This is a genomic window from Streptomyces sp. NPDC002588, assembly GCF_040295925.1.
Lineage (GTDB): Bacteria > Actinomycetota > Actinomycetes > Streptomycetales > Streptomycetaceae > Streptomyces.
Genome location: NZ_JBEOWF010000048.1, coordinates 32,550 through 57,989, shown reverse-complemented (window position 1 = coordinate 57,989; position 25,440 = coordinate 32,550). Strand labels below are relative to the sequence as shown.

Sequence of the window (25,440 nt, the reverse complement as noted above, 5' to 3'; positions counted from 1 at the left end):
CCCACCTATTCTTCGAGGTCGTGCCTGCAACTGTGCCCTTAAGACCAATGGGCCCGCGGCGCGGAACTTCCCAGCCGAATTGAAACCGTTCAATCACAACGGGCCCACAGGAAACCGTCGTGCACACTGATTGACCTTAATCGCAGCCGCCGTTACGTTACCCACGCCCAACTGCATTGAATCGATTCACCCCTGTGTGGTGTGAGGAGTCGCAATGATCAGCAGGAGGAATGTTCTCGCGGGCGCGGCCGCCGTGGTCGCGGCGGTCACGGCAGACGCGATACCGGCGGCAGCCGCCCCGGCATCCGGAGACGGGGCGCAGGCACAGACGGGGCGGGGCGGCCTGCGCGTCACGGCACCGACCGTGGAGTACGTCCGGCACCCCCTCGGGCTCGACGCGCAACACCCGCGACTGAGCTGGCCATTGCTCTCCGAAAAGACCGACGCGCGCCAGAGTGCCTATCAAATCCGTGTCGCCGGCACCGAGTCGGGGCTGTCGCGCCCGGACGTCTGGGACAGCGGGAAGGTCGTGTCCGGTGAGTCCGTCCTCGTGCCGTATGCGGGTCCCGGGCTCAAGCCCATGACGCGTTACCACTGGTCCGTACGCGTGTGGGACGCCGACGGCCGGGTCTCCGGCTGGAGTGAGCCCTCCTGGTGGGAGACCGGCCTCATGGACGCCGGGCAGTGGACGGCCGACTGGATCTCGGCTCCGGCGAGCCTCACGGACGCGCCGTCCTTCGAGGGCGCCTCCTGGATCTGGTTCCCCGAGGGCGATCCGACGAACAGCGTTCCGGCGGCCACCCGTTGGTTCCGCGGCACCGCCGAACTGCCCGACGGGATCACCGCGGCGACGCTCGCCATCACCGCGGACAACGTGTACACCGTCTCCGTGAACGGAGTCGAGGTGGCGCACACCGACCTCGACACGGACAACGAGGACTGGCGCCGGCCGGCCGTGATCGACGTACTGGACCGGGTGCGAGCCGGTGACAACGTTATCGCCGTCTCCGCCACCAACGCGACCGAGGGCCCGGCGGGGCTCGTCGCCGTCCTCGCGGTCCGTACCGCCTCCGGTGAGCAGAAGGTGGTCACCGACGCCTCATGGAAGACCACGAACGCCGAACCCCCGTCCGGCTGGCGCGAGTCCGGCTTCGACGACGGGGGCTGGCCGGCGGCCAGGGTGGCGGCCGCGTGGGGTGGCGGGCCGTGGGGAACCATCGTCCCGGTGTCGTACGCCGTCACCCAGCTGCGGCACGAGTTCCGGCTCCCGCGCCGGAAGGTGTCCCGCGCGCGCCTGTACGCCACCGCGCTCGGCCTGTACGAGGCCCACCTCAACGGCAGCCGCGTGGGCCGCGACCAGCTCGCGCCCGGCTGGACCGACTACCGCACCCGCGTCCAGTACCAGACGTACGACGTCACCGAGTTGGTGCGGCCCGGCGCAAACGCCATCGGGGCGTACCTGGCACCCGGCTGGTACGCGGGCAACGTGGGCCCGTTCGGGCCCGGCCAGTACGGCCGGCACCCGGCCCTGCTCGCCCAGTTGGAGGTCGAGTACGCGGACGGCACGAGCGAGCGCATCACCTCGGGCACCGACTGGCGGGCCGCCGCCGGGCCGATCGCCGCCGCCGACCTCCTGAACGGCGAGACGTACGACGCGCGCAAGGAGACCCCCGGCTGGACCTCGCCCGGCTTCGACGACGGGAGCTGGCTCGGCGTACGGGGCGAAGGGGACATCGGTCCCGGTCTGATCGTCGCGCAGGTGGACGGCCCGGTCCGGGTGGAGCAGGAGCTGACACCGAAGACGGTGACCCAGCCCAAGCCCGGCGTCCACGTCTTCGACCTCGGCCAGAACATGGTCGGCTCGGTACGCCTGCGCGTGTCGGGCGACGCGGGAACGACCGTCCGGCTCCGGCACGCCGAGGTGCTCAACCCCGACGGCACCGTCTACACCGCCAACCTGCGGAGCGCGAAGGCGACCGACACCTACACCCTGAAGGGCCGGGGGGAGGAGATCTACGAGCCGCGCTTCACCTTCCACGGGTTCCGCTACGTCGAGGTGACCGGATTCCCCGGCACCCCCTCGGCGAAGGCCGTCACCGGGCGCGTCATGCACACGTCCGCCCCGTTCACCCTCGACTTCGAGACCGACGTACCGATGCTCGACCAGCTGCACCACAACATCACCTGGGGGCAGCGCGGCAACTTCCTCTCCATACCGACCGACACCCCCGCGCGCGACGAGCGCCTCGGATGGGCCGGAGACATCAACGTCTTCGCGCCCACCGCCGCCCGCACCATGGAGTCGGCCCGCTTCCTCTCCAAGTGGCTCGTCGACATGCGGGACTCCCAGACCGCGGCGGGCTCGTTCACGGACACGTCCCCGGTGGTCGGCAACGTCGGCAACGGCGCCGCCGGCTGGGGTGACGCGGGCGTCACCGTTCCCTGGGCGCTCTACCAGGCGTACGGCGACCGCCGGGTCCTGGAGGACGCCTGGCCGTCCGTGCGGGCATGGCTGGCCTACCTGGAGAAGGGCAGCGACGGTCTGCTGCGCCCCGCCGAGGGCTACGGCGACTGGCTGAACGTCTCCGACGAGACCCCCAAGGACGTCATCTCCACCGCGTACTTCGCGCACAGCACCGACCTCGCGGCCCGGATGGCCGAGGTGCTCGGCAAGGACGCCGCCCCGTACCGCGATCTCTTCGCACGGATCCGGGCGGCCTTCCAGAACGCCTATGTCACCTCCGACGGCAGGGTGAAGGGCGACACGCAGACCGCCTACGTCCTGGCGCTGTCGATGGACCTGCTGCCGGACACGCTGCGGAAGCCCGCGGCCGACCGGCTCGTCGCCCTGATCGAGGCCAGGGACTGGCACCTGTCGACGGGTTTCCTCGGCACACCCCGACTGCTGCCCGTCCTGACCGACACCGGCCACACCGATGTCGCCTACCGCCTGCTGCAGCAGCACTCCTACCCCAGCTGGGGCTACCAGATCGACCGGGGCGCCACCACGATGTGGGAACGCTGGGACTCCATCCGGCCCGACGGCAGCTTCCAGGACGCGGGCATGAACTCCTTCAACCACTACGCCTACGGCTCGGTGGGGGAATGGATGTACACGAACATCGCCGGTATCGCGCCGGGCCGCCCCGGCTACCGCGAGATCGTCGTCCGCCCCCGTCCGGGCGGAGCGGTCACCACCGCCCGCGCGACGTTCACCTCGGTCTACGGCCCCGTTTCCGTCAGCTGGCGGCAGCGGTCCGGACGCTTCGGCCTGACCTGCGCGGTGCCGCCCAACACGACCGCCGAGGTGTGGATCCCCGCGGCCACGCCGAAGACGGTGACCCACACCGACGGGACGTTCCTTCGCCAGGAGGAGGGCTGCGCCGTCTACCGGGTCGGCTCCGGCACCCACCGGTTCACCGCCTGACGGTCGGCGGCGCGGGCGGAACACACCGGCGCCCGTCCCCGACAGGCGGCTGCTCGAAGCAGCCGGTGTCGGGGACGGGCGCCGGGTCGCGGTCGTCACGCGGTCCGGGGTCGTCGGGGAGGACGTGCACGCGGCGGGGGAACACCGCGCGCCGTCGCTCCCCGACGCCTGGCCCGGTGGAGCGGGCGGCCCGTCACCACGCCAGGGCGTCGTCCATGTCGAACTGCCAGTGCGTGACCTTGATCGAGTCGTCGATGTACACGCCCTCCGCGGGAAGGGACGGGTGGGCGGCGGTGTCGCTGTCGTTCCAGTAGACCGCGAGGGACTTGGCCGTGTAGCCGTTGGAACCGCTGCCGTCCGCGGCGGAGAGCTGGATGCCGGCGTAGCCCGACTCGCCGGGCTGCAGGGTGACCACCGCCTGCCCCTTGGACTCCTCGATGACCGGCGGGACGGACTGCGCCTCGCCGAAGGCGACCGCGGGGTAGCCGAGGAGGTCGCAGGTCTTCGAGCCGGTGTTGGTGACGGTGAGGAGCATGTGGTTCAGCGGGCTGGAGACCTCCGTGGCGGTCATCCGGGTGTTGGAGGGGGTGCAGGCGACCCGGTTCGAGCCCGATTCCGTGGTGACCGAGGAGCCCTTCGAACCACCCGAGGCGGTCTTCGAACCGCCCGTCGTCGTGCCCTTGGAACCACCCGACGCGGCCTTGGCGCCCGTCGAGCCCGTGGAGCCGCTCGTGCCGGTGGAGCCCTGCGTGTCGGTCAGACCGGACGAGCCCGTCGAGCCGGCCGAGCCGGTCGTGGGAGTGGCGGAGGCCTCGGAGACGAATCCCACCGAGGAGGCGCCCTCGTTCTTGACGCCCGCTCCGTTGCTGCAGGCGGTCAGCGACAGCGCGGCGGCGGCGAGTGCGGCGGCGGCGAACAGGGTGGTGGTGCGGGTGCGGCGGGTGTTGCGGATACGAGCGGACATGTGATCCCCCTGATGAGGTACGGGTGTTGTGCACGGGCCGCTCACCCCGTTGCCGGGAGCGGCGTGCTTGGATGGCCCAAGCTTGTTCGGCGATCCGTCCCACCCGCCACGACTGCCGGGGCTTCCGGGACACTGGAACGCCGGGAATGGCTCTGACCAGGGGGAACACCCTCCCCCTGGAACGGGGGAACGGAACGTGGAGAGAGAGCGGGACGGTGGCGGGAGACGAATTCTCGGAGCTGTTGGGCCGGTTGAAGGAGCGGTCCGGGCTCAGTTACGGGGTGCTCGGGAAGCGGCTGCACACAAGCACGTCCACGCTTCATCGGTACGTCAACGGGGACGCCGTACCGACGGACTACGCGCCCGTGGAGCGGTTCGCGCGGGTCTGCAAGGCGACGCCCGAGGAACTGGTGGAGCTGCACCGGCGGTGGGTTCTCGCGGATGCCCGGCGCAGACAGCGGGCGGCCGGGGCGTCGGCGGAGGGTGAGGCCGGGGCGACCGAAGTGGTGGAGTCCGGGGCCGAGCCGATGGCGGCAGAAGCCCCGGCCGGTCCCGGGACCGGTGCCGCGACAGATGCCGAGGCCGGTTCCGAGATCGGTTCCGTGGGTGATCGGCCGAACCGGCCGGCGGCGGCTCCCCTGGCGCGGCGGCGTACCGTCGTCCTCGCCGGCACCGCCGTGGCCGCCGCCGTCGTGTCGGCCGCGCTCTTGGTGAACCTCCTGTCCGGCAAGGGCGACGACGACCGGAGCGGGCAGCAGATCATGGGAGCCGCCTCCCGGTCCGCCGGCTCGGTCACCGAAAGCCCCGCCGCCTCCGGGTCGGCCGACGCGAAGGGCGGATCCGCCTCGCCGTCCGCCACCCACAGCGGCAGCCCCACGGCCGCCTCCTCCACCTCCGCCGCCGCGAGCCGTGGCACCGGGGCGGCCCAGGGCGGCGGCTCCGAGGACGGGGCGACCGCGCCCACCGTCACCGTCAATCCGTACAAGTGGGAAGACCCGTGCGGTCCGCACATCCTGATCGACGAGGAGCCCGATCAGGTGCCTCCGCCGCCGAACGAGCCGGACGCACGCGGGTGGGCCACTGCGCTCGGCGGGGTCACCGGCGGGCAGCAGATGGTCGCGCTGACCGTGCAGGGCACCGGGAAGGCCACCGTCGTCCTGGAGGACCTGCATGTGCGGGTGGTGGACAAGAGCGCGCCGCTCGCCTGGAACGACTACCGGATGCACGACGGGTGCGGCGGCGGCGTGGAGACGGTGGGCTTCGACGCGAACCTCGACGACAGGCAGCCCACGGTCTCCCCCAGGTCCGGTCAGCGCGATTTCCCGTACAAGGTGAGCGAGTCCGATCCCGAGGTCTTCTACCTCTTCGCGGACGCGCGGGCGTCCAACGTGAGCTGGTACCTGGAGCTGGACTGGTCCAGCGGTGACCGGCACGGAGTCCTGCGGGTCGACGACAATGGCAAGCCCTTCCGCACGAGCGGCAACGTGGGCCGGCCCTCGTACCTCTATCCGAACGGTTCCTCGGAGTGGGAGCGGGACCAGACCAACCCGAACGTTCCCGGCTGAGCGCCAGGCAGGCAGCCACTGACAGCCGCGCGACGGCGACGGAGAACCGATGGAACGACGCCAGCTGGAATACTTCGTCGCCGTCGTCGAGCACGGCGGATTCACCGCCGCGGCCGCCGCGCTCCATGTCGCCCAGCCCTCGCTGTCGCATGCGATCCGCTCCCTGGAGCGCGAATGCGGCGGACAGCTGTTTCACCGGCTGCCGCACGGTGTCGCCCGCAGTGGTTCTTCTCCGAGGTGCCGCTGGTCCACGTCGCGCTGCCCGAGTACACGAAGGGCTGTGACGCCGACCCCGCGAAGGTCGCCTGCGACTACCCCGCGTTCGACCTCGACAAGATCGTCAGCACGAAGTTCGCCAAGTCGGGCAGCCCGGCCTACGACCTGGTGAAGAACTTCCACTGGACCAACGACGACCAGAACACCGTCGCCAAGTACATCGCCCTCGACAGGATGACCCCGGAGGCGGCGGCGAAGAAGTGGATCGAGGCCAACCCCGACAAGGTCAAGGCCTGGCTGGGCTAGGACAGGTGCTGGGGCGAACGTTGCCTGCCTCGGCACTAGTGTTCGGGCATGACCACCGAGTTGGCTCTCCTGTCCCGGGTCGCCCATCGCGGGCGGGAGATCACCGCGCCCCGGCTGCGCGGGCTGCTGGCGCTGCTGGCCGCGGAGCTGCACAGCGGCTGCACCGCCGGCCGGCTGGTGGAGGGCCTGTGGCCGGACGAGCTGCCGGAGCGGCCGGGCAAGGCGGTGCAGGTCCTGGTGTCGAGGCTGCGGGCACAGCTGGGTGCCGAGCTGATCGTGAGCACACCGACGGGGTACCGGCTGGCGCTGGACGAGGGACAGGTCGACAGTTCCGCGCTGCTGCTGTACGAGGCGGCGAGCGCCGAGCGGGCGCGGGCCGGGGATCACGCGGGTGCCCTGGCGCAGGCCGAGGCCGGCCTGGCGCTCTGGGACGGCGGTGTGGGCGCCGGTGCGGGAGAGGACCTGCACGATCCGGTGGTGGCGCTGCGCGTCGACCGGGGCCGTGCGCATCGTGCGCTGGTCCGCTTCCGGGCGCTCGCGCTCGCCCGGGTGGGTCGGCGGGAGGAGGCGGCGGCGCCGCTGGCCGGGCTGGCCCGGGAACTGCCCCGGGACGAGGAGGTGCTGGCGGAGCTGTTGCGCTGCGAGGCGGTGACCGCCGGCCGGGCGGCGGCGCTGACCCGGTACGACGCCTACCGCCGCCGGCTGCGGGACGAGCTGGGGACCGATCCGGGGCCCGGACTCAGGTCCGTGTACCAGGAGTTGCTGAGCCGGGACGTGCCGCTCGTCCGCCACGGTGTGCCGCACGAGCCGAACCCGCTGCTGGGGCGGGACGCCGACGTCACCGCGGTGAGCGGGCTGCTGGCCGAGGTGCGGGTGGTCACGGTCGTCGGTCCCGGCGGGCTGGGCAAGACCCGTCTCTCCCACGCGGTGAGCCGGGCGGCCGCACAGCCCGTGGTGCACTTCGTTTCCCTGGCCGGTGTCCGCTCCGACGACGACGTGGCCGGTGAGGTCGCCTCGGCCGTCGGCGCCGGGGAGGGCCGGTTCGGCGGGGACGTGGTCGGCGGCATCGTCGGCGCGCTGGGCACCGGGCCCGCGCTGCTGGTGCTGGACAACTGCGAGCAGGTGATCCCCGGCGCGGCGGATCTCGTACAGGCACTGGTGTCACGGTCGAAGGAGCTGCGGGTCCTGGCCACCAGCCGGGCTCCGCTGGGGCTGACCTCGGAGTCGGTGTACGCCCTGCCGGAGCTTTCGCTGACGACGTCGGTCGAGCTGTTCGGGCAGCGGGCGCGGGCCGCGAGGCCCGGCGTGGAACTGCCCGCCGAGCAGGTGGCCGAGATCTGCCGCCACCTGGACGGGCTGCCACTGGCCGTGGAACTCGCCGCGGCCCGGGTCCGGGTGCTCTCCGTGGCCGACATCTCGCGCCGGCTCCGGGACCGCTTCGCACTGCTGCGCGGCGGCGCCCGCGACGCGCCCGAGCGGCATCGCACGCTGCAGGCCGTGGTCGAGTGGAGCTGGAATCTCCTGGAGGACGACGGGCGGGCCGCGCTGCGCGCGTTGTCGGTGTTCCCCGGGGGCTTCACCGAGGACGCGGCTCAGTGCGTGCTCGGCGAGAGCGAGGACGCGCTGACTCTGCTGGAACAGCTGGCCGGTCAGTCCCTGCTCAAGGTGGACGAGAGCTCTTCCGCCAACGCTCCCGGGAACCCTGCCGGGAGTCCGTCCGGGCGTCCGTCCGGGGATCCTTCCGGGGTGCGCTTCCACATGCTGGAGACGCTGCGGGAGTTCGGTGCCGCCCGGCGCGCCGAGGCCGGCGAGGAGGAGGCGGTGACCGCCCGGTTCCTCAGCTGGGCCCGGGACTTCGGACGTGCGCACCACGATGTGCTGTTCGACGGCGGCCCGCAGCGCCCGTGGACCCGCGTCCGGGCCGAGCAGGACAACCTCGTCCTGGCCCTGCGGTACGCGCTGGCCCGCGCCGACGGGCCCACCACCGCGGCGCTCACCGCCGCGCTGGGCTCGTTGTGGGCCACCGGCTCCAACTACGCCCGGATCGCCGCCCTCGCCGACGAGACCGGTGGGCCGCTGTCCCATTTCCGTCCCCGCCCCGGGGAGCCCGGGTACTCCGTGGACGTCGAGACGGCCCGCAGCGCGGCGACGGTGTGCACGGCCAGCCTTTTCATGGGCCGTGGCCCCTACGCCGCACGCCATCTCGTCACACTGCGCCGACTGCCGCCCGCCCCGCCGGACACGCTGGTGCGGGCGCTGGCCGTCGTGCTGTGCGCCGTCCCGGAGACCCACCCGCCGCACTACACGCGGCTGCAGGAACTCTGCGACGCCGACGCGCCCATGCTTGCGGGCATGGCGGCGGGCGTCGCCAGTTATGTGTGGGAGGCCGAGCACGAGACGGAACGCGCGCTGGCGTGCGCCCGCCGGATGCTGGACATGCTGGGGCCGCTCGAGAATCCCGCCATGCGGCTGATCAGTCATGGGCGGATCAGCGAGTTGTGCCTGAACTCCGCGCACGGCGCGGAGGCGTACGACCATCTGCGGGCCGCGCTGAGCGCGCTCGACGAGGTGGGCGACTGGACGGACTCGATCGGCGTCCGCTGGGGGCTGGTGCTGGCCTGTCTGCAGCGCGGGGAGGTCGAGGAGGCGGAGTACTGGCTGGGACTCGCGGCCCTGGACCAGCAGTCGGAGTCCGCCGAGACCTTCGGCACCGATCTGCCGGCCCGCGCGGAGATCGCGCTGGCCCGCGGGCTGACCGAGGTGGGGCTCGGGCTGTGGCGCCAGGCGGCGGAGCGGATACGGGAGGGCAGCCTGCTGCATGCCGACGATCCGTTCGCGGATCCGTGGTCGCTGGAGATCCAGTCGGCCGCGCTGGCGGCGCACGCGCAGTGCGGTCGGCTCGAGCCGGTGGCGGGGCTGGCCGGGCAGCTGCGGGAACGGCTGCTCGGGATGCTGTCCGGCTCCCCGGGCGACGGCTCTCCGGTGGAACTGCCGGTGCACGGCACGGTGTTGCTGGCACTCGGGTTCGCCGGGCTGGCCGGGGGCGATCCGTCGGCCGTACGGCTGGTGGCGCTGGCGGAGCGGATGCCGGCGATACGGGAGTTCCCCTCGCTGTCCTCGACCCGGTCCCGGCAGGCCGCGGAGAACGCCGACAGGGCGGCCTACGACGACGCCAGGTCGTCGTACGCCACCCTGAACCGGGAGGAGCTGCGGGCGGCCGCACTGCGGGAGCTCAGCGCTGCGGCTCGCGGTTGAACTTCGCCTTGGACCACAGGTAGCCCAGCAGCGACAGTCCCAGGCACCAGGCGACGGCCAGCACCGCGTTCTCGGTGCCGATGCCGCTGCCCAGCAGCAGCCCGCGCAGGGTCTCGATGAGGGGCGAGAACGGCTGGTACTCGGCGAACCAGCGGAACCAGCCCGGCATGGCGTCCACCGGCACGAACGCGCTGGACAGGAAGGGCAGCATCACCAGCGGAGTCCCGATGTTGCTGGCCCCCTCGGGGTTGGGGCTGATCAGGCCGATGCCGACCGCGAGCCAGGTCATCGCGAGGCTGGTCAGAGCCATCAGAGCGGCCGCCGCGATCCACTCCACCGGGGAGGCGTCGGGCCGGAAGCCGATGGCCAGTCCGATGCCCAGGACCAGCACCAGAGCCATCAGCGTCTGGATCACGCTGCCGATCACATGGCCGATCAGCACGGAGGCACGGGAGATCGCCATGGTGCGGAACCGGGCGATGATGCCCTCGGTCATGTCGGTGCACACGGCCACCGCGGTGCCCAGCGAGGTCATGGCCACGGTCAGGAGAAGAATGCCGGGGACGAGGTAGGCGACGTAGTCGGCACGGTCCGCGTGACCGCCGTTGATGCCGGCGCTCATCACGTTGCCGAAGACGTAGACGAACAGCAGCAGCAGGATGACCGGGGTGAGCAGGAGGTTCAGGGTGAGGGAGGGGTAGCGGCGGGCGTGCAGGAGGTTGCGCCGCAGCATGGTGAGGTTGTCGCGGAGGGCGTACGAAGGGGTACTCATCGGACCGTCTCCTTGGCGTTGGCGTCGGCGTTGTCGGCGGGGGTGGCGCTGCCGGTCAGGGCGAAGAACACGTCGTCCAGGTCCGGGGTGTGCACGGACAGCTCGTCGGCCTCGATGCCGGCGGCGTCCAGCCAGTCGAGGATGGCGCGCAGTTCGCGCTGGCTTCCGTCGCTGGGGATCTGCAGGGTGAGCGCGTCGTCGTCGCGGGTGGTCTCGCGCAGTGCGGTCGCGGCCCGCTCGTAGGCCAGCGGATCGGAGAAGCGCAGCCGTACGTGGCCGCCGGGGACGAGCCGCTTGAGTTCGTCGGCGCTGCCCTCGGCGACGAGCCTGCCGCCGTTGAGCACCGCGATGCGGTCGGCCAGCTGGTCGGCCTCCTCCAGGTACTGGGTGGTCAGGAAGACGGTCGTACCGCCGGTGACCAGTTCGCGGATGATCTGCCACATGGTGTGCCGGGAGCGCGGGTCGAGGCCGGTGGTGGGCTCGTCGAGGAAGATGATCCGCGGGTCGCCGACCAGGGTCATGGCGATGTCGAGGCGGCGCTTCATGCCGCCGGAGTAGGTGGAGGCGGGCTTCCTGGCGGCCTCGACCAGGTCGAAGCGCTCCAGCAGTCCGGCGGTCACCCGGCGGCCCTCGGCCTTGGACAGGTGGTGCAGGTCGGCCATGAGGAGCATGTTCTCCTCGCCGGTGATCAGGCCGTCCACGGCGGAGAACTGACCGGTGACACCGATGGCGGCCCGCACGGCCTGGGCCTCCGCGGTGAGGTCGTGTCCGGCGATCCGTGCCTGTCCGCCGTCGGCGGAGATCAGTGTCGACAGGATGTTGACCACCGTGGTCTTGCCCGCGCCGTTCGGGCCGAGGAGGGAGAAGACCGAGCCGGCGGGCACCTGGATGTCTATGCCGTCGAGGACGTTCTTGTCCCCGTAGGACTTCCGCAGCCCGGTGGCCGCGATCGCGGGTTCGTTGTTCGTCGAAGTCATGCCGCAGAGCTTGCGGGCGGGGCGGTTCAGATCGGTCTCAACCCGGTTTCAGTGCCCCGGGAGAGCCGCAGGGCGTTGAAACCCGCAGGCCGGACCACGGGGACGCCGGCCCGGCCGCGTTCGTGCCGTTCACCTGCTGTTTGCCGAACTTGCCCAATTCCAGGCGCTGTTGAAGGACATTTGTCCCTGTCGGACCAGAGCACATCTGTGCGAGTCTCGTGCACCGACCGGAGTACACGACCCAGAACGGGAAGCCATGCACGGCACGCACGACAGCCCAGTCCCCGCCCACCGCCGCACAACACCCACCCGACGCCGGTTCATCGGGCTGGTCGCGGCCGGGGCGGCCGCGGTCGGCACCACCGCGGTCGGCCGGGCGGCCCTGGCCGCGGATCCCGCCGCGCCCCTGCGGACGTACGCCTCGCAGTACGGGATCGACGACCGCGAGCGGATCCTGTCGGGCGTCCTGGACGCCGCCGACCCGACGGCCGTCGCGGCCTGGATCACCGGCACGGGGTCCGCCCCCGACGGGATCAAGCCCGAGATGGACACCCAGGTGAACGCCCTGGCCGACGCCGCGGCGGCCGACCTGGGCACCCCCCGGGACGCGGTCCTCGTCTCCTGGGTGCGCACCGCGGCGACGCAGCGCACGATATGGGACCGCAAGTACGACTTCCTGCGCACCGGTTCGGGCGGCGCGGGAACCTTCGGCATCATCACCGACGAGGTGCGCGCCGAACACCCCACCGAGCTGGGCTCGGATCCGCAGTGGGACCCGGACAAGGACTCCCACCGCACGGTGTGGGCGGCCCTGACCCCGGACGAGCGCCAGATCGAGATACTCCGCACCTCGACGGCGCCCGGCGTCTCACGCCATCACCTGGGCTCCGACGCGGACTTCTTCGACACGACGCCCCAGGACTGGACCGACGACGGCCCGCAGGCCGCCGACTACCGGTGGCTGCGGGCGAACGCGGCCCGCTACGGCTTCCTCCAGACCTACACGGCGGAGTCGGCCGTGGGCACTCCCGCGATCAGCGAGGAGCGCTGGCACTGGTCGTACGCGCCGGTCGCCGAGGCCGTCCTGGGCTTCGTCCGCGCACACGACGACGTGATCGCCGGCTCGCTGGACGAACTGTGGAGCTACGACCCGGCTCGGTTCACGTACATCAGGGCGCACTGGCGCGACTACATGTTCCACGTGAACGAGACGGCGTACTTCGGCTGAGCCGGGGCACGACGGTCCGTCAGTCGCCGAGCGCCGTGCGCAGGGAGGAGGCCATCAGGTCGATGGCCTCCTTTCCGGCCGGTACCGGGCCGGTGTGGGTGAAGTAGTGGTCGACGCCTTCGAAGACGCGGTGGGTGACCGGGACGCCCGCCGCCTCCAGGGCCTTGGCGTAGGCGTCGCCCTCGTCGCGCAGGCGGTCGTGCTCCGCGGTGATGACCAGGGCGGGCGGCAGTCCGGCGAGGTCGTCGGCCAGCCCGGGTGAGACCAGCGGGTCGGCGCGGTCGGCGGGGTCCGGGACGTAGGCGGCGGCGAAGATCCGCATCAGCTGGGGGGTGAGCAGCGGCTTGGCGATGAGCGACTGCTTGGTGGCGGGGTCGGCGACCTGGTCGAGCACCGCGGAGTCGATGATCTGGAGCCGGGGCGAGAAGGTGCCGCGGTCCCGGGCCAGGCGGCAGACCGCGGCGGTGATGGTGGCTCCGGCGCTGTGTCCGCCGACGGCGATCCGTGAGCCGTCCCAGTTGTTCGCGGTGCCGTTCCCGGCGACCCACTCGACGAGGTCGTGGACCTGCGTGACGGGGGCGGGGAACGGCCGCTGCGGGGCGACCGCGTAGTCCACGTTGATGACCACGCAGCCGGCCGTGGCGGCTATGCGGCGGCAGATGTGGTCGTCCTGCTCGGGGCGGCCGACGACGAAGCCGCCGCCGTGCAGGTTGACGTAGACGGGCGCCGGGGTGCCGGTGGCCGTGGCCGACGGGCGGTAGACGGTGCAGTCCACCGGGCCGGCGCCGGTCTCCACCCGAAGGGTTTCGGTGTGTTTCGGGATGTCGGTGAAGCGCAGGTCCTTGTGGACGCGGCTCATCATGCCGCTGAGCAGCAGCTGAACGCCTCTGGCCTGGATGTTCGCACTGAAGGACATGGTCCGACCCGCCTGTCGCTACAACTTTGAAGTATCAGGATTCCTGATAATGAAGGCTGGATCTGCATCACGCAACGGGGTGGACCCCACCTAATCGGCCCGTCGCCCGTCAGGACGCGAGGCCGAGGTCGTCCTGGCCCAGCTTCCTGGTCTGCGCCTGGGCGGTGACCGGCTGGGTCGCTACGGCCTGGGCGGCGCCGTCGGCCTTCGCGGACACGGTGGACACCGGCTGCGCGTCCGGGGCGGGCATGCGGCGGAGGAAGAGGAACGTGATGGCGGCGGTGGCCGCCAGGACCGCCACACCCGCCAGGATGCCCGTGTGCAGTCCCCGCAGGAATCCGGCCGGCGCGCTGACGAGTCCGCCGAGCAGGGCGATGGCGAAGCAGCTTCCCACCTGCCGGCAGGTGTTGAGCACGGCCGCCGAGGTGGCGGCGAGTTCGGAGGGCACGCCTCCCAGGAGGGTGGAGGTCAGGGGCGGCACGGCGAGCCCCGCGCCGAAGCCGAGGGGAAGCAGCAGGAGCGCGGTGGCCCAGGCGGGGGTCGAGCCGTCGATCATCAGCATCAGGCCCGCCCCGACAGCCATCAGGATCTGGCCCACGACCAGGGGGAACCGTGCGCCGAACCGTGCTTCGAGCTTCATCACGACCATGTTGCCCACCGGGTCGACGGCGCACATGGGCAGGAAGACGGCCCCGGCGAGCACCGGACTGTAGCCGTTCACCTGCTGGAAGTAGAGCCCGAGCGCGAACACCATCCCGTAGAAGACCGCGTTGATGGCGAACCCGGAAGCGATGGTCACCAGCACGGAGCGGGTACGCAGGATCCGCAGCGGGACCATCGGCTGGGCGCGGCGTGCCTGGAGGACGAAGAAGACTCCGAAGGCCAGCGCGGAGAGGAGCAGCAACTGCGGTACGGGGGAGGTGAATCCGGCGTGGCCCATGGTGATGACGGCCTCGGTGACACTGACGAGGGCGAGAAGGAACGTCAGCTGGCTGGGGATGTCTACCGGGGCGGGACGGCGGGGCGAGGGGGCGATGCGGCTGAGGAGGGCCAGGCCCAGCGCGCCGATGGGGACGTTGAGGAGGAAGATCACGCGCCAGCCGGCGGCGGAGGTCACGGCCCCTCCGATGACGGGACCCAGCGCGATGGCGACACCGCCCACGGCTGTCCAGACCGCGATGGCACGTGCTCGTTCGGCCTGGTCGTCGTACGCCTGGCGGATCAGGGCGAGGGAGGTGGGGAGCATCAGCGCCGCCGCCAGGCCCTGCGCCATCCGGGCGGCGACCAGCGCCTCCAGGTTCGGTGCCATGCAGCAGACGGCGGAGGCGATGCTGAACCCGGCGAGTCCGAGTGCGTACACGCGCTTGGCGCCCAGCCGGTCGGAGAACACTCCCGCGGACAGCATGAACGCGGCGAACGTGAGGGTGTAGCCGTCGATGACCCACTGGAGGCCCGACATACCGCCGCCGATGCCCTTCGAGATCGCGGGCAGGGACACGTTGATGGCGGAACCGTCGAGCGAGATCAGGAAGAAGCTGACCAGCGCCGAGTACAGGACGAAACGACGGGAAGAGCCACGGGAAGCGGACCGGACCTTGGACAGGCCGATCGCGGAGGGCCGCCGGTAGGTGACGAGAGACATGGGAACATCCGTAGGTTGTCGCGCGGCCCCTGAGGCCGGCCGGTGCTGGTGGGGTGTCGTCGTCAAGGGCTCGTCAGAGTGACCGCGCGGTGCTGCGGCGGCCCTTGCGCAGGGTGTGCGATGTCGTACGCCGTGGGCGGTGGCCGATCAGGCGGGTGACGGCGTGGGAGTCTCGTTCAGAAAGACGCGTGGGACCCGCGGACCGATCCTGGTGACGATCTCGTACGCGATGGTGCCGGCCGCTTCGGCCCAGTCCTGGGCGGTGGGCTCCCCCCGGTCGCCCGGTCCGAAGAGCAGCGCCCGTGTACCGGGCGGCACGGTGGCGCCGCCCAGGTCGACCGTGAACTGGTCCATCGCGACGCGCCCGGCGACCCGCCGCCGGGCGGCCTCGCCCTCGATCAGCAGCGGTCCGCGACCGGAGGCCTGGCGCGGCACGCCGTCGGCGTACCCGACGGGCACCAGCCCGAGCGTGGTCTCGTGAGTGGTCGTGCAGGTGTGCCCGTAGCCGACCCCATGCCCCTGCGGAACCGCTTTGACCTGGGCCAGAGCCGCGGACAGCGTCATCACCGGCCGCAGGCCGAAGTCCTCGGGCCGGCCGATTTCGGGGCTCGGCGAGATTCCGTACAGGGCGATGCCGGTCCGCACGAGATCGAAGTGCGTCCGCGGGAGGGTGAGCGCGGCGGCGGAGTTGGCGATGTGCCTGACCTCCGGCTCGACGCCGGCCTTCTCCGCCTGCTCGACCATCTCGTGGAAGAGGTCGAGTTGCGCGTCGGTCGACGGATGCCCGGGCTCGTCGGCGCACGCGAAGTGCGACCACAGGCCGGTGACGGTCAGTTCGCCCGCGTGCTGCCCGGCAAGCGCCGTGGCGACCAGTTCGGCCCAGTCGGCGGGCTGGCAGCCGCTGCGGCCGAGTCCGGTGTCGGCCTTCAGCTGAACGCGTGCGGGGCGCCCCGCCGCTCGGGCGGCGTCTCGCACCTCGGCGAGCGCCCACAGATCGCTGACGGACACGTCGATGCCGGCCTCGACGCATGCCTGCCACGGGTCGCCCGGTGTCCACAGCCAGCACATGAGGGGTCCTTCGATGCCCGCGGCGCGCAGGGCGAGCGCTTCGTGCGGGGTGGCCGTGCCCAGCCAGTCCGCACCGGCCAGCCGCGCGGCGCGAGCGGACTCGACCATGCCGTGACCGTACGCGTCGGCTTTCACCACGGCCATCAGCCGGGCGCCGCCGGGCGCGATCCGAGCACGCAGGGCATGCACGTTCGAGCGCAGCGCGGCGAGGTCGATCTCGGCGCGTGCTCTGACATGGGGTGAATGGCGCATGACTGCGGCTCTCCTGCCGACGGGTTCGCGTAGGGACAGCTTGTGCGGAACAACGGAGAGGTCCACGGCTCTCGGTCACCGCTCTCGGTCACTGCTCTCAGTTGACGAGGACGAAGTCCGCCCGGGTCAGCTTCCGCGGCGGCACGGCAACCGTCAGGACCGGGATCCGCGCACCGCGGTCGCCGGTCTTCGTACCCCGGGTGCCGGGCACCGCGGTCGTGTCGGCGGAGCTGCCGGTGGAGAGGGCAGAGTACTTGTCCATGATCGTTTCTCCCTGGGTGCGGCCGGTATCGACGCCGGCGCTGACCTGACGACATCACCAGGACTCGGAAGGCGATCCGACGCGATCCCTCCCGGCGATGTCTCGATCATTGCCCGACCGTCCGCGGCGGATACAGCCCTGAGCGCTGGTCGGAACAGTCCTGTCCGGAAGCGTCCACGGGTCCGCCCGCCGGCCGCCGGCCGAGGCCGCCGATGTCACCTTGCGGCCAGGCCGGTTGGTGACAGCCCTCTCGTCTTCCGCGCGCCCGCTTGCCGGGAGAGAGTTGTTCCTGAAGGACGGAGCCGCCCGGCCTCCCCGGATGAAATGGATCTGCCATGCGCGTCACCACCCGAACCCTGGTCTGCCTGGTCCTCTCGGCTTCGGTGCTCGTCGGTCTCGTGTCCACCGTGGTGGGGGCGACGCGCGGCAGCGGTGAGCGGGTCGTCGGTTCCGCGACCGTGGGCACGAACAGCGTCATCTGGGACTGAGTCCCGCACTCACGCGGGGCCTGGCCGTGGACGGCCGATCCTTCCACCGCCGGTGAACGATGGGATGAAGTGTGATCTGCGCGTACACGTACTTGCAGCGGCATGACGGTCTGCCGCCCGTGGCGGGTGAATGCCAAGTCGTCCAGGACGCTCTCTGGGTGCATTCGAGGCCGGAGGACGGCCTTCAGCACATCAGGGTGAAGGATGACGGCGGCGGCATGGCGCTGCACATGTTCTTCCGGGGCACGGACCCGGGCGAGACCTCCCTGCGCCTGGAGCGTCTCATGAGGAGCGTTCAGATCATCCCGGTGCTCCAGGCATACCGCCGCCTCGACGTGCCGGCCGACGCCGCGGGGCCGGCGACAGATGAGCAGCCCGCCGTGCCGTGAACACCGGACCCTGTCGGTGGCGGGTGTTCACGGCACGGCGGGCTGGATCCGCGGCAGGCTCTACAGCCACCCCCGGCGTGCGGCGTTGATTCCGGCCTCGAACCGGCTGGAGGCGCCGAGCCGCTCCATCAACGCGGCCATCTGGCGGCGCACCGTCCTCATCGAGACGCCCAGACGCCGTGAGGCCGCCTCGTCGGTGATGCCGCTCGCCAGGAGCTTGAGCACCTCCCGTTCCGTCGGCGTCAGGCTGCCCGCGTCAGACGTGCGGTCCGCACCGAGCGGTACCGCCATCTCCCACGCCTGCTCGAACATCGCCACGAGATTCTTGACCACGGCGGGATCCTCGGTACGCAGGGCCCCGGCCCGGGTGTCGGACGGCTTGAGCGGGATCATGGCGATGCGGCTGTCGAAGACCAGCAGCCGGGGCGGAATGAGGGGCGCCGTACGGACCTGGCCCTCGTGTTCCGTCAGCCACTGCGCGTAGTCGAGGGTCGCGGCGTCGTTCCGGACGCTGTCCTGGTACAGCGTCCGCATCTGCACGCCCCGTGCGAGGAGTTCCATGTCGATGGGGCGGGCCGCGGCCAGCGCGGCAGCGGACTGCGCGCCACCCGGGACGACGGACCGGAGATCCGAGCGGAGGTCTCGGGCCAGGACCTCGAGTTCGTTCTGAATGGCGTCGAGGCCGGTGATGCGCACCGACCGGTACATGTCGCCGCTCTCCACCCGGCCCGGCCGCTCGAACTCGGCCAGAACCTGCGCGGCCTTGGCCCTGCTGGCCTCCAGCTTCCGCTGCTTGCGGGCGAGTTCTTCCTCCTCCTGCTGCAGAGCCCGTTCCAGAGCCACTCTCGGGTCGACGACCCGGAACGTGCCGGGGTTCGCCCTCGACGGTTCCAGCAGTGCGCTGTCGGCCAACGCGTCCAGGGCGTGGCCCACTTCGCCTCCGGTGAGCTGGAGCATGCTGCTCAGCTCGTCCACGTCGGCCGCGGGGTTGTTGAGCATGGCCCGGTAGACGGCGGATGCCGTCGTGTCGAGACCTATGACGTCGGACAGTGACACAGTCGTCCTCCTGTTGCGTAGAGGTGGTGCCGGCCGCCCACTCGTACCTGTGGAGCGGACTGTGCGGCCTGTTCGCAAGAGATGGAAGTCGCCGACTATTGCCGTGCGGGTGGTCAGCCCCAGGCCTGGTTGAGCTTGTCGGAGTAGCCCCCCAGGTAGCCCGCCAGGTTGGGGTGGAAGACCTCGGACGCGTTGCTCAGGTCGTTGATCCACGGGTCGGAGCCGCAGGCCCCGTGGCCCTTGAACGTGTCGCGCATGTCGACGAACGTGACGGACTGCTGGGCCGCCGCGGCCTTGGTGCCCTCGGCCAGTGCGTCGGCGAAGCCGTTCATGTAGGTGCGCTTGGCGGCGTCGAGGTCGATCACCGGGCAGGTCCCGGTCGAGGAGATCGCCTGCGGATAGCCGAGGACGACGATCTTGGCGTTCGGCGCCTTGGCCTTGATGTCCTTGTACAGACCGGCGAGGTCGGTCACCATCTGGCCCCGGGCGTAGACCGACATCCACGACGCGGCCGTCTGGCAGTAACTGTCGGTGTTCAGGAGGCAGTCCTGGACGACGGTGGTGAACTGGGCGTCGTTGCCGCCCACCGTGAGGCTGACGATGTCGGTGTCGGCGCTCAGCGCGGACAGCTGGTTGGCGCGCACGTCCGCGATGGTCGCGCCGCTGCAGGAGACGTCCTTCAGCGTGTAGCCGTCGTGCGCGGCCTGCGACAGGGCCGGGTAGTTGAGCGTGCTGCGCTTGCAGGCACCACTGGCGGTGTCGTAGTACCCCGCGCCGACCCCGGACGCGTAAGAGTCCCCCAGAGCCACGTACTCCTGCCCGGTCGCGGCCTGCGCGGAGGTGCTGGTCATCGTCGCCATACCGGCGAATGCCATAACGGCGCCGGCGACAATTGACGTCAATTTACGCATGAGTACCCTTGAGTTGCCTTGGGACTGGTGAGGAATGAGGATCGTACAGCGGTGCGCCGTGACACCGAATCCTGCTCGTTGCCCTGGAATTGCCGGTATGTTGTCAATAATTGACTGCATTTCAGGAAAGGACCGCGGAGCGGCGTGCCGTAGCCTGTTGGCCATGTTGCGCCGCCTACAGGGAGAGCCGTGGTTCCTCACGGCCTACGACATCGCACTCGCGGTGCTGGTGGTCTGGGCGGCCTCGCAGTACACGGCGGAGTACGACCTGCTGATCGGCTGGGGGATGGCCCTGGCGATGCTGCTGCGCCGCCGACGGCCGCTGGCGGCCATGGGGCTGGTCTCGGGGCTCGCGCTGCTCCAGTACGTGCTGGACGACTACTCGGAGTACGGGCTGGCGTCGGCCCCGGCCGCGTACGACGGGGCGCTGCTCGTCGCGATGGTCTCGGTGGTCACCCACGCCCGGACGATGTGGCACACCTACGCGGCCGGGGCGGTCGTCCTCGTGGGCATCGTGCTGGAGTCCGGATACGGCCCTCATTACGGGACGCTGGGGGAAGGGGACTTCACCACCCTGTTCGCCTACGCCGGCCTGGGCACGGCCCTGTGGCTGACCGCCATGGTGCTGCGGACCCGCCGGCTGTACGTGGCCAGCCTGGAGGCGCGGGCCGCGACGGCCGAGCGGGAGCGGGAGCACCTGGTGCGGCTCGCCGCCGCCGAGGAGCGCGCGGAGATCGCCAGGGAGCTGCACGACGTGGTGGCGCACAGTCTCGCGGTGATGATCCTCCAGGCCGACGGGGCGGGTTACGCCCTCAAGTCGGCGCCCGACAAGGCCGCTTCGGCGCTGAAGGCGATCGGCGACACCGGGCGGGACGCGCTGGAGGACATGCACCGGATCGTGCGGGTCCTGCGCAGTGGCCGGGCCTCCGCGCAGGACCCGGACACCGATCGCCGGCGGGTCTCGCTGGACGATCTGGAGACGGTGGCCGAGCGGGCCCGCGTCGCGGGCCTGAAGGTGGACCTGACCGTCGAGGGCGACGGGGGCAGGCTGTCGACGGCGGACGAGCTGACCGTGCTGCGGATCGTCCAGGAGAGCCTGACCAATGTGCTGCGGCACGCCGGACCCGGCGCGCAGGTCGCGATCGAGCTGCGGTTCGACGCGGACGCGGTGCTGATCAGCGTGGTCGACGACGGCGCCGGCAGGCTGGCCGGCTCGCCGGCCGCGGCGGATCGGGCCAGCGGCGGGAACGGGCTCGTGGGCATGCGCGAGCGGGTGGAGGTGTCCGGCGGCACGTTCAACGCCGGGCCGCGCATGGGCGCGGGATGGCAGGTCGAGGCGGAACTTCCAGTGAGGACGGCGGGATGAGCGGGACGAGCGGGCCGATACGGGTGGTCGTGGTGGACGACCAGCCCCTGATCCGGGCGGGGTTCGCGATGGTGCTGGCCGCGCAGGACGACATCGACGTGGTGGGCGAGGCGGAGAACGGCGCGGACGCCCTGGCGTTGCTGACGCACACCCGCGCGGACGTGGCCATCATGGACATCCGGATGCCCGTCATGGACGGGGTCGAGGCGACCCGGCGGCTGGGGCGGCTCGCCGGCTCGCCCAGGGTGCTGGTGCTCACGACCTTCGACACCGACGAGGACGCCTTCGCCGCGCTGCAGGCCGGCGCGAGCGGCTTCCTGCTGAAGAACACCCCGCCCGAGGAGGTCGTGGCGGCGATCCGGGTCGTGGCGGCCGGCGAGTCCGTAGTCGCCCCGCGCGTCACCCGCCAGCTGCTGGACCGGTTCGCGGGCAAGCTGGCGCCCACGCCCCGGCACGACGAGCGGCTGGACCTGCTGACCCTGCGCGAGCGGGAGGTGCTCGAGCTGGTCGCCGAAGGCCTGTCCAACGGCGAGATCGCTGCCCGTCTGTACATCGCGGAGGCGACCGTGAAGACCCACTTCGGCAAGATTCTGACCAAGCTGGACCTGCGCGACCGGGTACAGGCCGTCATCTTCGCCTACGACTCGGGCCTGGTGAGCCCCGCCGGCTGAGCGGTGGGCGGCACTGCGACCGTGGTCGTAGTACCGCCCTCCAACTCCGGTTGCAGGTACGCCGCACGCAATCAGGTTCTGAGCCGATGTGCCGGGACGGCCTCCCTTCGAGAATTGAATCCTGCTGATCGACAGCCGTCGAATTCAGTATCGGAAGAAACTCCCGGAGGTCACCGTGACGATTTCCGTGGCCACGCGGCACAACCAGGGGGAATTCACCCCATGGATATGACGCAAGGGCCCGAACAAAATGCCCGTGGTGAGCAGATCGCCGCCGCCGTGGATCTGGTCAAGGTGTACCAGCAGGGGCCTGCGCAGATCAGGGCCCTGGACACGGTGACCGTCGGTTTCACCCGCGGGCGGTTCACGGCCATCGCCGGCCCCTCGGGCTCGGGCAAGTCGACCCTGATGCACTGCCTGGCCGGCCTCGACTCCGCCACCTCGGGCCAAGTGATCCTGGACGGGACGGAGTTGACCGGGCTGTCCGATCGGGCACTGACCCGCGTCCGCAGGGACAAGGTCGGCTTCGTCTTCCAGTCCTTCAATCTGCTGCCCCAGCTGACCGCGCTGGAGAACATCGCGCTGCCCGTCACCATGACCGGCCGGCCCCTGGACCACGACCTGCTCGACCATCTCGTCGGCGTGCTCGGCATCGGCGAGCGGATGTCCCACCGGCCCGCCGAACTCTCCGGCGGCCAGCAGCAGCGCGTGGCGCTCGCCCGGGCCCTGCTGGCCCGGCCCGCCGTGGTCTTCGCCGACGAGCCCACCGGAAACCTGGACTCGCGCACCGGCACGGAGGTGCTCGACTTCCTGCGCCGCTCCGTGCGCGACCTCGGCCAGACCGTGGTGATGGTGACGCACGACCCGCAGGCCGCCGCCTACGCCGACCGCGTGCTCGTCCTCGCCGACGGCCGCATCGTCGACGACGTGGACGCGGCGTCCGGCGCCGACGTGGGCCGGGCCATGGGGGGCCTGCCCGTCTCCGACCCGGGCGAGGCCTTGCGCACCCTGCGGTCCGCGGGCCCTGCGGGCCCCGTGGGCAGGAGCGTCCGATGAGCACCCCACGGCGCGCCGGCGGCCCCTGGCGGGCGAGCGTCCTCGGATCACAGCTGGCCGAACTGCTGCGGCGGCCCGGCCGGCTGCTCACCACCGGACTGTCCGTCCTGGTGGCCGCGTTCGTGGTCTTCGCCACCGTCATGGCCCAGCAGATCGCCATGAACACCACGATCGACGCCTTCCGCGGGACACCCGAGGCCGTCAGCCTGGTCGCGGCCCCGGACGAGGACGCGGGGACCAACCTGAGCGCCGCCGCGCTGCGGCGGATCCGCGCGCTGCCCGGTGTGGCCGAGGCCGTCGGCCGCGTGAACACCGGCGCGCCGATCGACGGCCCCTACGAACGCTGGCTGGTACTCCACTCCGACCCCGGCACCGGACCGCTGTCCCAGGTCCGGCTGGTCGAAGGGGACTATCCGAGCCGGGCCGGCGAGATCGCGGTCAACCGCCGGGCCGCCGAGGAGCTCGAGCTCGCCCCCGGCACCCGGACGACCCTGCTGATCGCCGACCGCAAGGACGCGGAGAAGACCGTCAAGGTCACCCTCACCGTCACGGGCGTGGTGAAGAGCACCGCGACCGCCGATCAGATGTCCGGCGGCTACACCACCGACGCCCACATCGGGCCCCTCGCGGATCTGCCGGGCTATCAGCACGTGGACATCCGCGCCAAGGACGGCGTCCCGCGGGGCGAACTGTCCCGGCAGGTGCGCGCGGTGCTCGCCGAGACCTCCCCCGGCGCCACGGTCAGGTCCGGCGGCGCGGTCCGCGCCCAGGAGGCACACGACGCGGTGAGCGGCGACCTGCGCGAGGTCTTCCAGCTCCTGGCCGTGTTCCTGGCCGTGGCCGTGGGAGCCGCGGCCCTCGTCGCCACCTCGGCCTTCCGTATCGTCTTCGCCCAGCGGCTGCGGCAGTTGGCGCTGCTGCGTGCCATCGGCGCCCCGCAGCGCCGGCTGGTGACCGCGCTCGCCGCCGAGGGCGCCCTGGTCGGCGCGGTCGCGGGCTCGATCGGGGTGCTGGCGGCGCTCGGCGCCGGGCACCTCGCGCCGTCCGCCGCCCGGCTCCTCGCGGACCGGGAGCTGTCCGCACCGGGCGTCCCGGTGCCGCAGGCCGTGCTGGTGGTCCTGGGGACCGTACTGGTCACGGTCGGCGTGGTGCTCGCCCCCGCGCTGTCGGCGGCCCGCGTGTCACCGTTGCAGGCACTGCGCACGGCGGGCACCCTCGCGGGCGAACGCCGGATCCGCCCCGCCCGCCTCACCGCCGGAGCCCTCCTGACCGCCGCGGCCGGCGGGCTCGCCGCCCTGCTCCTGTCCCGGCTGCCCGAACCGGGACAGCAGGACTACGACCGCGACTTCGCCCTGCTGGTCACCATCGCCTCGGCGGGTCTGGCCTTCCTGGCGCTGATCACCCTGGGCCCGCTCCTGGTCCGCCCCGTGCTGGCGGTCGCCGGATGGCCGCTGCGCCGCCTCGGCACCACCGGCAAGCTCGCCGTCGGCGGCGTCGGCGGGGCCCCGCGTCGCGCCGCGGCCGTCTCCGTGGTCGTCGCCCTCGGTGTCGCCCTGGTCTCCGGCGCCCTCGTCTGCCTCGCCTGCCTGAGCGGCTACCTGGCGCGCACCGCGGCCGTCGACGCCCCCGCCGACTTCCGGGTCGCCGCCGGTGCCGAGGGCCTGGACCCCACCGTGGTACGGCAGTTCGCCGCGTCCCCGCAGCTCACCCATGTCACCGGCTACCGCGTCCTGACGGTCACCCTCGGCGACCGGGAGTTCGACGTGGCGGACCTGGACCCGGACGCCCTGCCCACCGGCAAGGACATCGACACCGTCACCGGGTCCCTCGACGACCTGGGCCCCGGCCGCGCGGTCCTCGCGTCCGACCTGGCCGACATGCTCGGCGTGCGGGCCGGTGACCCGCTCACCCTCCCCTCGCCGCGCGGCGACCTGCGGCTGACCGTCGCCGCCACCCTGCCCGGAAAGGGCCCGCTCCAGGCGAACGTCCTCGTCGCACCCAAGGACCTCGACCGGATGGGGGCGCCCGCGCACCCGAGCGGCGTCCTCGCCGACGCCGCCGCCGACGGCTTCGCCGCCCGGGGGAAGGCGAGGCGGGCGCTGGAGAGCATCGTCACCGCGCGGGTACCCGACCGCGACGACGTCACGATCGACGTCCTGGCGGAGACCCGCGACAGCAACCGGGAAATGGTCGCGACGATGGGCACCACCGCCCTCGGACTCGTCGCCCTGACCATCCTCATCGCGGTCGTCGGCATCGCCGCCACGACGGGCCTGACCGCGATCGAACGCACCCGTGAGTTCGGACTGCTGCGCGCCCTGGGCCTGGGCGGCGGCGCACTGCGCCGGACCATCACCATGGAAGCCGGACTGTACGGCGCCCTCGGCGCCGTGCTCGGCCTCTCCCTCGGCATCCCCTACGCGTGGCTCGTCGTCCGCGTCGTCGTCGCCGACGCGCCCCTGCGCCTGCCCGCCGGCCAACTCGTGCTGGTATTCGCCGCCCTGGCCGCCCTCGCCGCGCTGGCCGGCCTCCTGCCCGCCCGCCGTGCCACCCGTGTCACGCCGATGACCGCACTGGGCGGCACCGAATGAACGACCGGAACAACGACCGGAACAACGACCGGATGGGCGATCGGATGAGCGATCGGAAGAAC

Annotated in this window: 19 protein-coding genes and 2 pseudogenes; 12 read left to right on the top strand and 9 right to left on the bottom strand. The window is 71.7% G+C overall.

Annotated features, from left to right (window positions below; genetic code table 11):
- The first annotated feature begins 214 nt into the window (after positions 1 to 214).
- Positions 215 to 3,427 carry an alpha-L-rhamnosidase gene (locus ABT057_RS39615; protein ID WP_352348771.1) on the top strand — a complete coding sequence of 1,071 codons (3,213 nt, stop codon included), beginning with the start codon at positions 215 to 217 and terminating at the stop codon, positions 3,425 to 3,427.
- Between the two features lie 193 nt (positions 3,428 to 3,620).
- On the opposite strand, the gene ABT057_RS39610 is transcribed toward ABT057_RS39615, so the two are convergent.
- Positions 3,621 to 4,391, bottom strand: coding sequence for a DUF4232 domain-containing protein (locus ABT057_RS39610; RefSeq protein ID WP_352348770.1), 771 nt, complete (start codon positions 4,389 to 4,391; stop codon positions 3,621 to 3,623).
- Positions 4,392 to 4,606: 215 nt separating this feature from the next.
- On the opposite strand from ABT057_RS39610, the gene ABT057_RS39605 reads away from it, so the two are divergent.
- The 4 genes and pseudogenes from ABT057_RS39605 (at position 4,607) to ABT057_RS39590 (ending at position 9,733) form a co-directional block, all read left to right on the top strand.
- Positions 4,607 to 5,956, top strand: a complete 1,350-nt coding sequence (locus tag ABT057_RS39605; RefSeq protein ID WP_352348769.1) for a helix-turn-helix domain-containing protein — start codon at positions 4,607 to 4,609, stop codon at positions 5,954 to 5,956.
- 49 nt (positions 5,957 to 6,005) lie between these two features.
- A pseudogene (locus tag ABT057_RS39600) lies at positions 6,006 to 6,110 on the top strand (LysR family transcriptional regulator); the annotation flags it as partial.
- Positions 6,111 to 6,172: 62 nt separating this feature from the next.
- Positions 6,173 to 6,478: pseudogene (locus ABT057_RS39595) on the top strand (glycine betaine ABC transporter substrate-binding protein); the annotation flags it as partial.
- Positions 6,479 to 6,526: 48 nt separating this feature from the next.
- The gene (locus ABT057_RS39590; protein WP_352348768.1) at positions 6,527 to 9,733 is read left to right on the top strand and encodes an ATP-binding protein; all 3,207 of its coding nucleotides are present in this window, start codon (positions 6,527 to 6,529) and stop codon (positions 9,731 to 9,733) included.
- Here the strand turns inward: ABT057_RS39590 and ABT057_RS39585 are convergent.
- Positions 9,711 to 10,505, bottom strand: a complete 795-nt coding sequence (locus ABT057_RS39585) for an ABC transporter permease (protein WP_352348767.1) — start codon at positions 10,503 to 10,505, stop codon at positions 9,711 to 9,713. The genes ABT057_RS39590 and ABT057_RS39585 overlap by 23 nt on opposite strands.
- Entirely contained in the window at positions 10,502 to 11,482 is a 981-nt protein-coding gene (locus ABT057_RS39580; protein ID WP_352348766.1) for an ATP-binding cassette domain-containing protein, read from the bottom strand. The genes ABT057_RS39585 and ABT057_RS39580 overlap by 4 nt, the downstream gene beginning before the upstream one ends.
- 256 nt (positions 11,483 to 11,738) lie before the next feature.
- Here ABT057_RS39580 and ABT057_RS39575 point away from each other — a divergent pair, with 256 nt between their 5' ends.
- A complete protein-coding gene (locus tag ABT057_RS39575) occupies positions 11,739 to 12,710 on the top strand; it encodes a D-alanyl-D-alanine carboxypeptidase family protein (RefSeq protein WP_352348765.1) in 972 nt (323 codons plus the stop codon).
- 19 nt (positions 12,711 to 12,729) lie between these two features.
- Here ABT057_RS39575 and ABT057_RS39570 read toward each other — a convergent pair whose 3' ends face one another.
- The 4 genes from ABT057_RS39570 to ABT057_RS39555 all read right to left on the bottom strand — a co-directional run bounded on the left by ABT057_RS39570 (position 12,730) and on the right by ABT057_RS39555 (position 16,850).
- A complete protein-coding gene (locus ABT057_RS39570; RefSeq protein WP_352348764.1) occupies positions 12,730 to 13,626 on the bottom strand; it encodes an alpha/beta hydrolase in 897 nt (298 codons plus the stop codon).
- A 109-nt stretch (positions 13,627 to 13,735) separates the two neighbouring features.
- Entirely contained in the window at positions 13,736 to 15,268 is a 1,533-nt protein-coding gene (locus tag ABT057_RS39565) for an MFS transporter (protein WP_352348763.1), read from the bottom strand.
- Between the two features lie 147 nt (positions 15,269 to 15,415).
- Positions 15,416 to 16,588 (bottom strand): alanine racemase, encoded by a 1,173-nt coding sequence (gene alr / locus ABT057_RS39560; protein ID WP_352348762.1) that lies wholly within the window; start codon positions 16,586 to 16,588, stop codon positions 15,416 to 15,418.
- Between the two features lie 97 nt (positions 16,589 to 16,685).
- Complete coding sequence (locus ABT057_RS39555; RefSeq protein WP_352348761.1) at positions 16,686 to 16,850, bottom strand: hypothetical protein; 165 nt, start codon at positions 16,848 to 16,850, stop codon at positions 16,686 to 16,688.
- 335 nt (positions 16,851 to 17,185) lie between these two features.
- On the opposite strand from ABT057_RS39555, the gene ABT057_RS39550 reads away from it, so the two are divergent.
- A complete protein-coding gene (locus tag ABT057_RS39550; protein WP_352348760.1) occupies positions 17,186 to 17,338 on the top strand; it encodes a hypothetical protein in 153 nt (50 codons plus the stop codon).
- Between the two features lie 158 nt (positions 17,339 to 17,496).
- Complete coding sequence (locus tag ABT057_RS39545; RefSeq protein ID WP_352348759.1) at positions 17,497 to 17,727, top strand: hypothetical protein; 231 nt, start codon at positions 17,497 to 17,499, stop codon at positions 17,725 to 17,727.
- Positions 17,728 to 17,787: 60 nt separating this feature from the next.
- On the opposite strand, the gene ABT057_RS39540 is transcribed toward ABT057_RS39545, so the two are convergent.
- Positions 17,788 to 18,783, bottom strand: coding sequence for a helix-turn-helix transcriptional regulator (locus tag ABT057_RS39540; RefSeq protein ID WP_352348758.1), 996 nt, complete (start codon positions 18,781 to 18,783; stop codon positions 17,788 to 17,790).
- Positions 18,784 to 18,896: 113 nt separating this feature from the next.
- Positions 18,897 to 19,634 carry an SGNH/GDSL hydrolase family protein gene (locus ABT057_RS39535; RefSeq protein WP_352348757.1) on the bottom strand — a complete coding sequence of 246 codons (738 nt, stop codon included), beginning with the start codon at positions 19,632 to 19,634 and terminating at the stop codon, positions 18,897 to 18,899.
- 223 nt (positions 19,635 to 19,857) lie between these two features.
- On the opposite strand from ABT057_RS39535, the gene ABT057_RS39530 reads away from it, so the two are divergent.
- From ABT057_RS39530 to ABT057_RS39515, 4 genes are all read left to right on the top strand, one after another.
- A complete protein-coding gene (locus ABT057_RS39530) occupies positions 19,858 to 21,060 on the top strand; it encodes a sensor histidine kinase (RefSeq protein WP_352348756.1) in 1,203 nt (400 codons plus the stop codon).
- Positions 21,057 to 21,731, top strand: coding sequence for a response regulator (locus ABT057_RS39525; RefSeq protein WP_352348755.1), 675 nt, complete (start codon positions 21,057 to 21,059; stop codon positions 21,729 to 21,731). Before ABT057_RS39530 ends, ABT057_RS39525 begins: the two co-directional genes overlap by 4 nt.
- Positions 21,732 to 21,959: 228 nt before the next feature.
- Positions 21,960 to 22,787 carry an ABC transporter ATP-binding protein gene (locus ABT057_RS39520; RefSeq protein WP_352348802.1) on the top strand — a complete coding sequence of 276 codons (828 nt, stop codon included), beginning with the start codon at positions 21,960 to 21,962 and terminating at the stop codon, positions 22,785 to 22,787.
- Complete coding sequence (locus ABT057_RS39515; protein ID WP_352348754.1) at positions 22,784 to 25,378, top strand: FtsX-like permease family protein; 2,595 nt, start codon at positions 22,784 to 22,786, stop codon at positions 25,376 to 25,378. The genes ABT057_RS39520 and ABT057_RS39515 overlap by 4 nt, the downstream gene beginning before the upstream one ends.
- The last annotated feature ends 62 nt before the right edge of the window (positions 25,379 to 25,440 follow it).

Coding starts and splice junctions, on each gene's coding strand:
- ABT057_RS39535 (WP_352348757.1), bottom strand. CDS start 19,634: ATGACCAGCACCTCCGCGCAGGCCGCGACCGGGCAGGAGTACGTGGCT.
- ABT057_RS39590 (WP_352348768.1), top strand. CDS start 6,527: ATGACCACCGAGTTGGCTCTCCTGTCCCGGGTCGCCCATCGCGGGCGG.
- ABT057_RS39520 (WP_352348802.1), top strand. CDS start 21,960: ATGACGCAAGGGCCCGAACAAAATGCCCGTGGTGAGCAGATCGCCGCC.
- ABT057_RS39580 (WP_352348766.1), bottom strand. CDS start 11,482: ATGACTTCGACGAACAACGAACCCGCGATCGCGGCCACCGGGCTGCGG.
- ABT057_RS39555 (WP_352348761.1), bottom strand. CDS start 16,850: ATGGACAAGTACTCTGCCCTCTCCACCGGCAGCTCCGCCGACACGACC.
- ABT057_RS39615 (WP_352348771.1), top strand. CDS start 215: ATGATCAGCAGGAGGAATGTTCTCGCGGGCGCGGCCGCCGTGGTCGCG.
- ABT057_RS39575 (WP_352348765.1), top strand. CDS start 11,739: ATGCACGGCACGCACGACAGCCCAGTCCCCGCCCACCGCCGCACAACA.
- ABT057_RS39550 (WP_352348760.1), top strand. CDS start 17,186: ATGCGCGTCACCACCCGAACCCTGGTCTGCCTGGTCCTCTCGGCTTCG.
- ABT057_RS39530 (WP_352348756.1), top strand. CDS start 19,858: ATGTTGCGCCGCCTACAGGGAGAGCCGTGGTTCCTCACGGCCTACGAC.
- alr (WP_352348762.1), bottom strand. CDS start 16,588: ATGCGCCATTCACCCCATGTCAGAGCACGCGCCGAGATCGACCTCGCC.
- ABT057_RS39570 (WP_352348764.1), bottom strand. CDS start 13,626: ATGTCCTTCAGTGCGAACATCCAGGCCAGAGGCGTTCAGCTGCTGCTC.
- ABT057_RS39585 (WP_352348767.1), bottom strand. CDS start 10,505: ATGAGTACCCCTTCGTACGCCCTCCGCGACAACCTCACCATGCTGCGG.
- ABT057_RS39610 (WP_352348770.1), bottom strand. CDS start 4,391: ATGTCCGCTCGTATCCGCAACACCCGCCGCACCCGCACCACCACCCTG.
- ABT057_RS39515 (WP_352348754.1), top strand. CDS start 22,784: ATGAGCACCCCACGGCGCGCCGGCGGCCCCTGGCGGGCGAGCGTCCTC.
- ABT057_RS39565 (WP_352348763.1), bottom strand. CDS start 15,268: ATGTCTCTCGTCACCTACCGGCGGCCCTCCGCGATCGGCCTGTCCAAG.
- ABT057_RS39525 (WP_352348755.1), top strand. CDS start 21,057: ATGAGCGGGACGAGCGGGCCGATACGGGTGGTCGTGGTGGACGACCAG.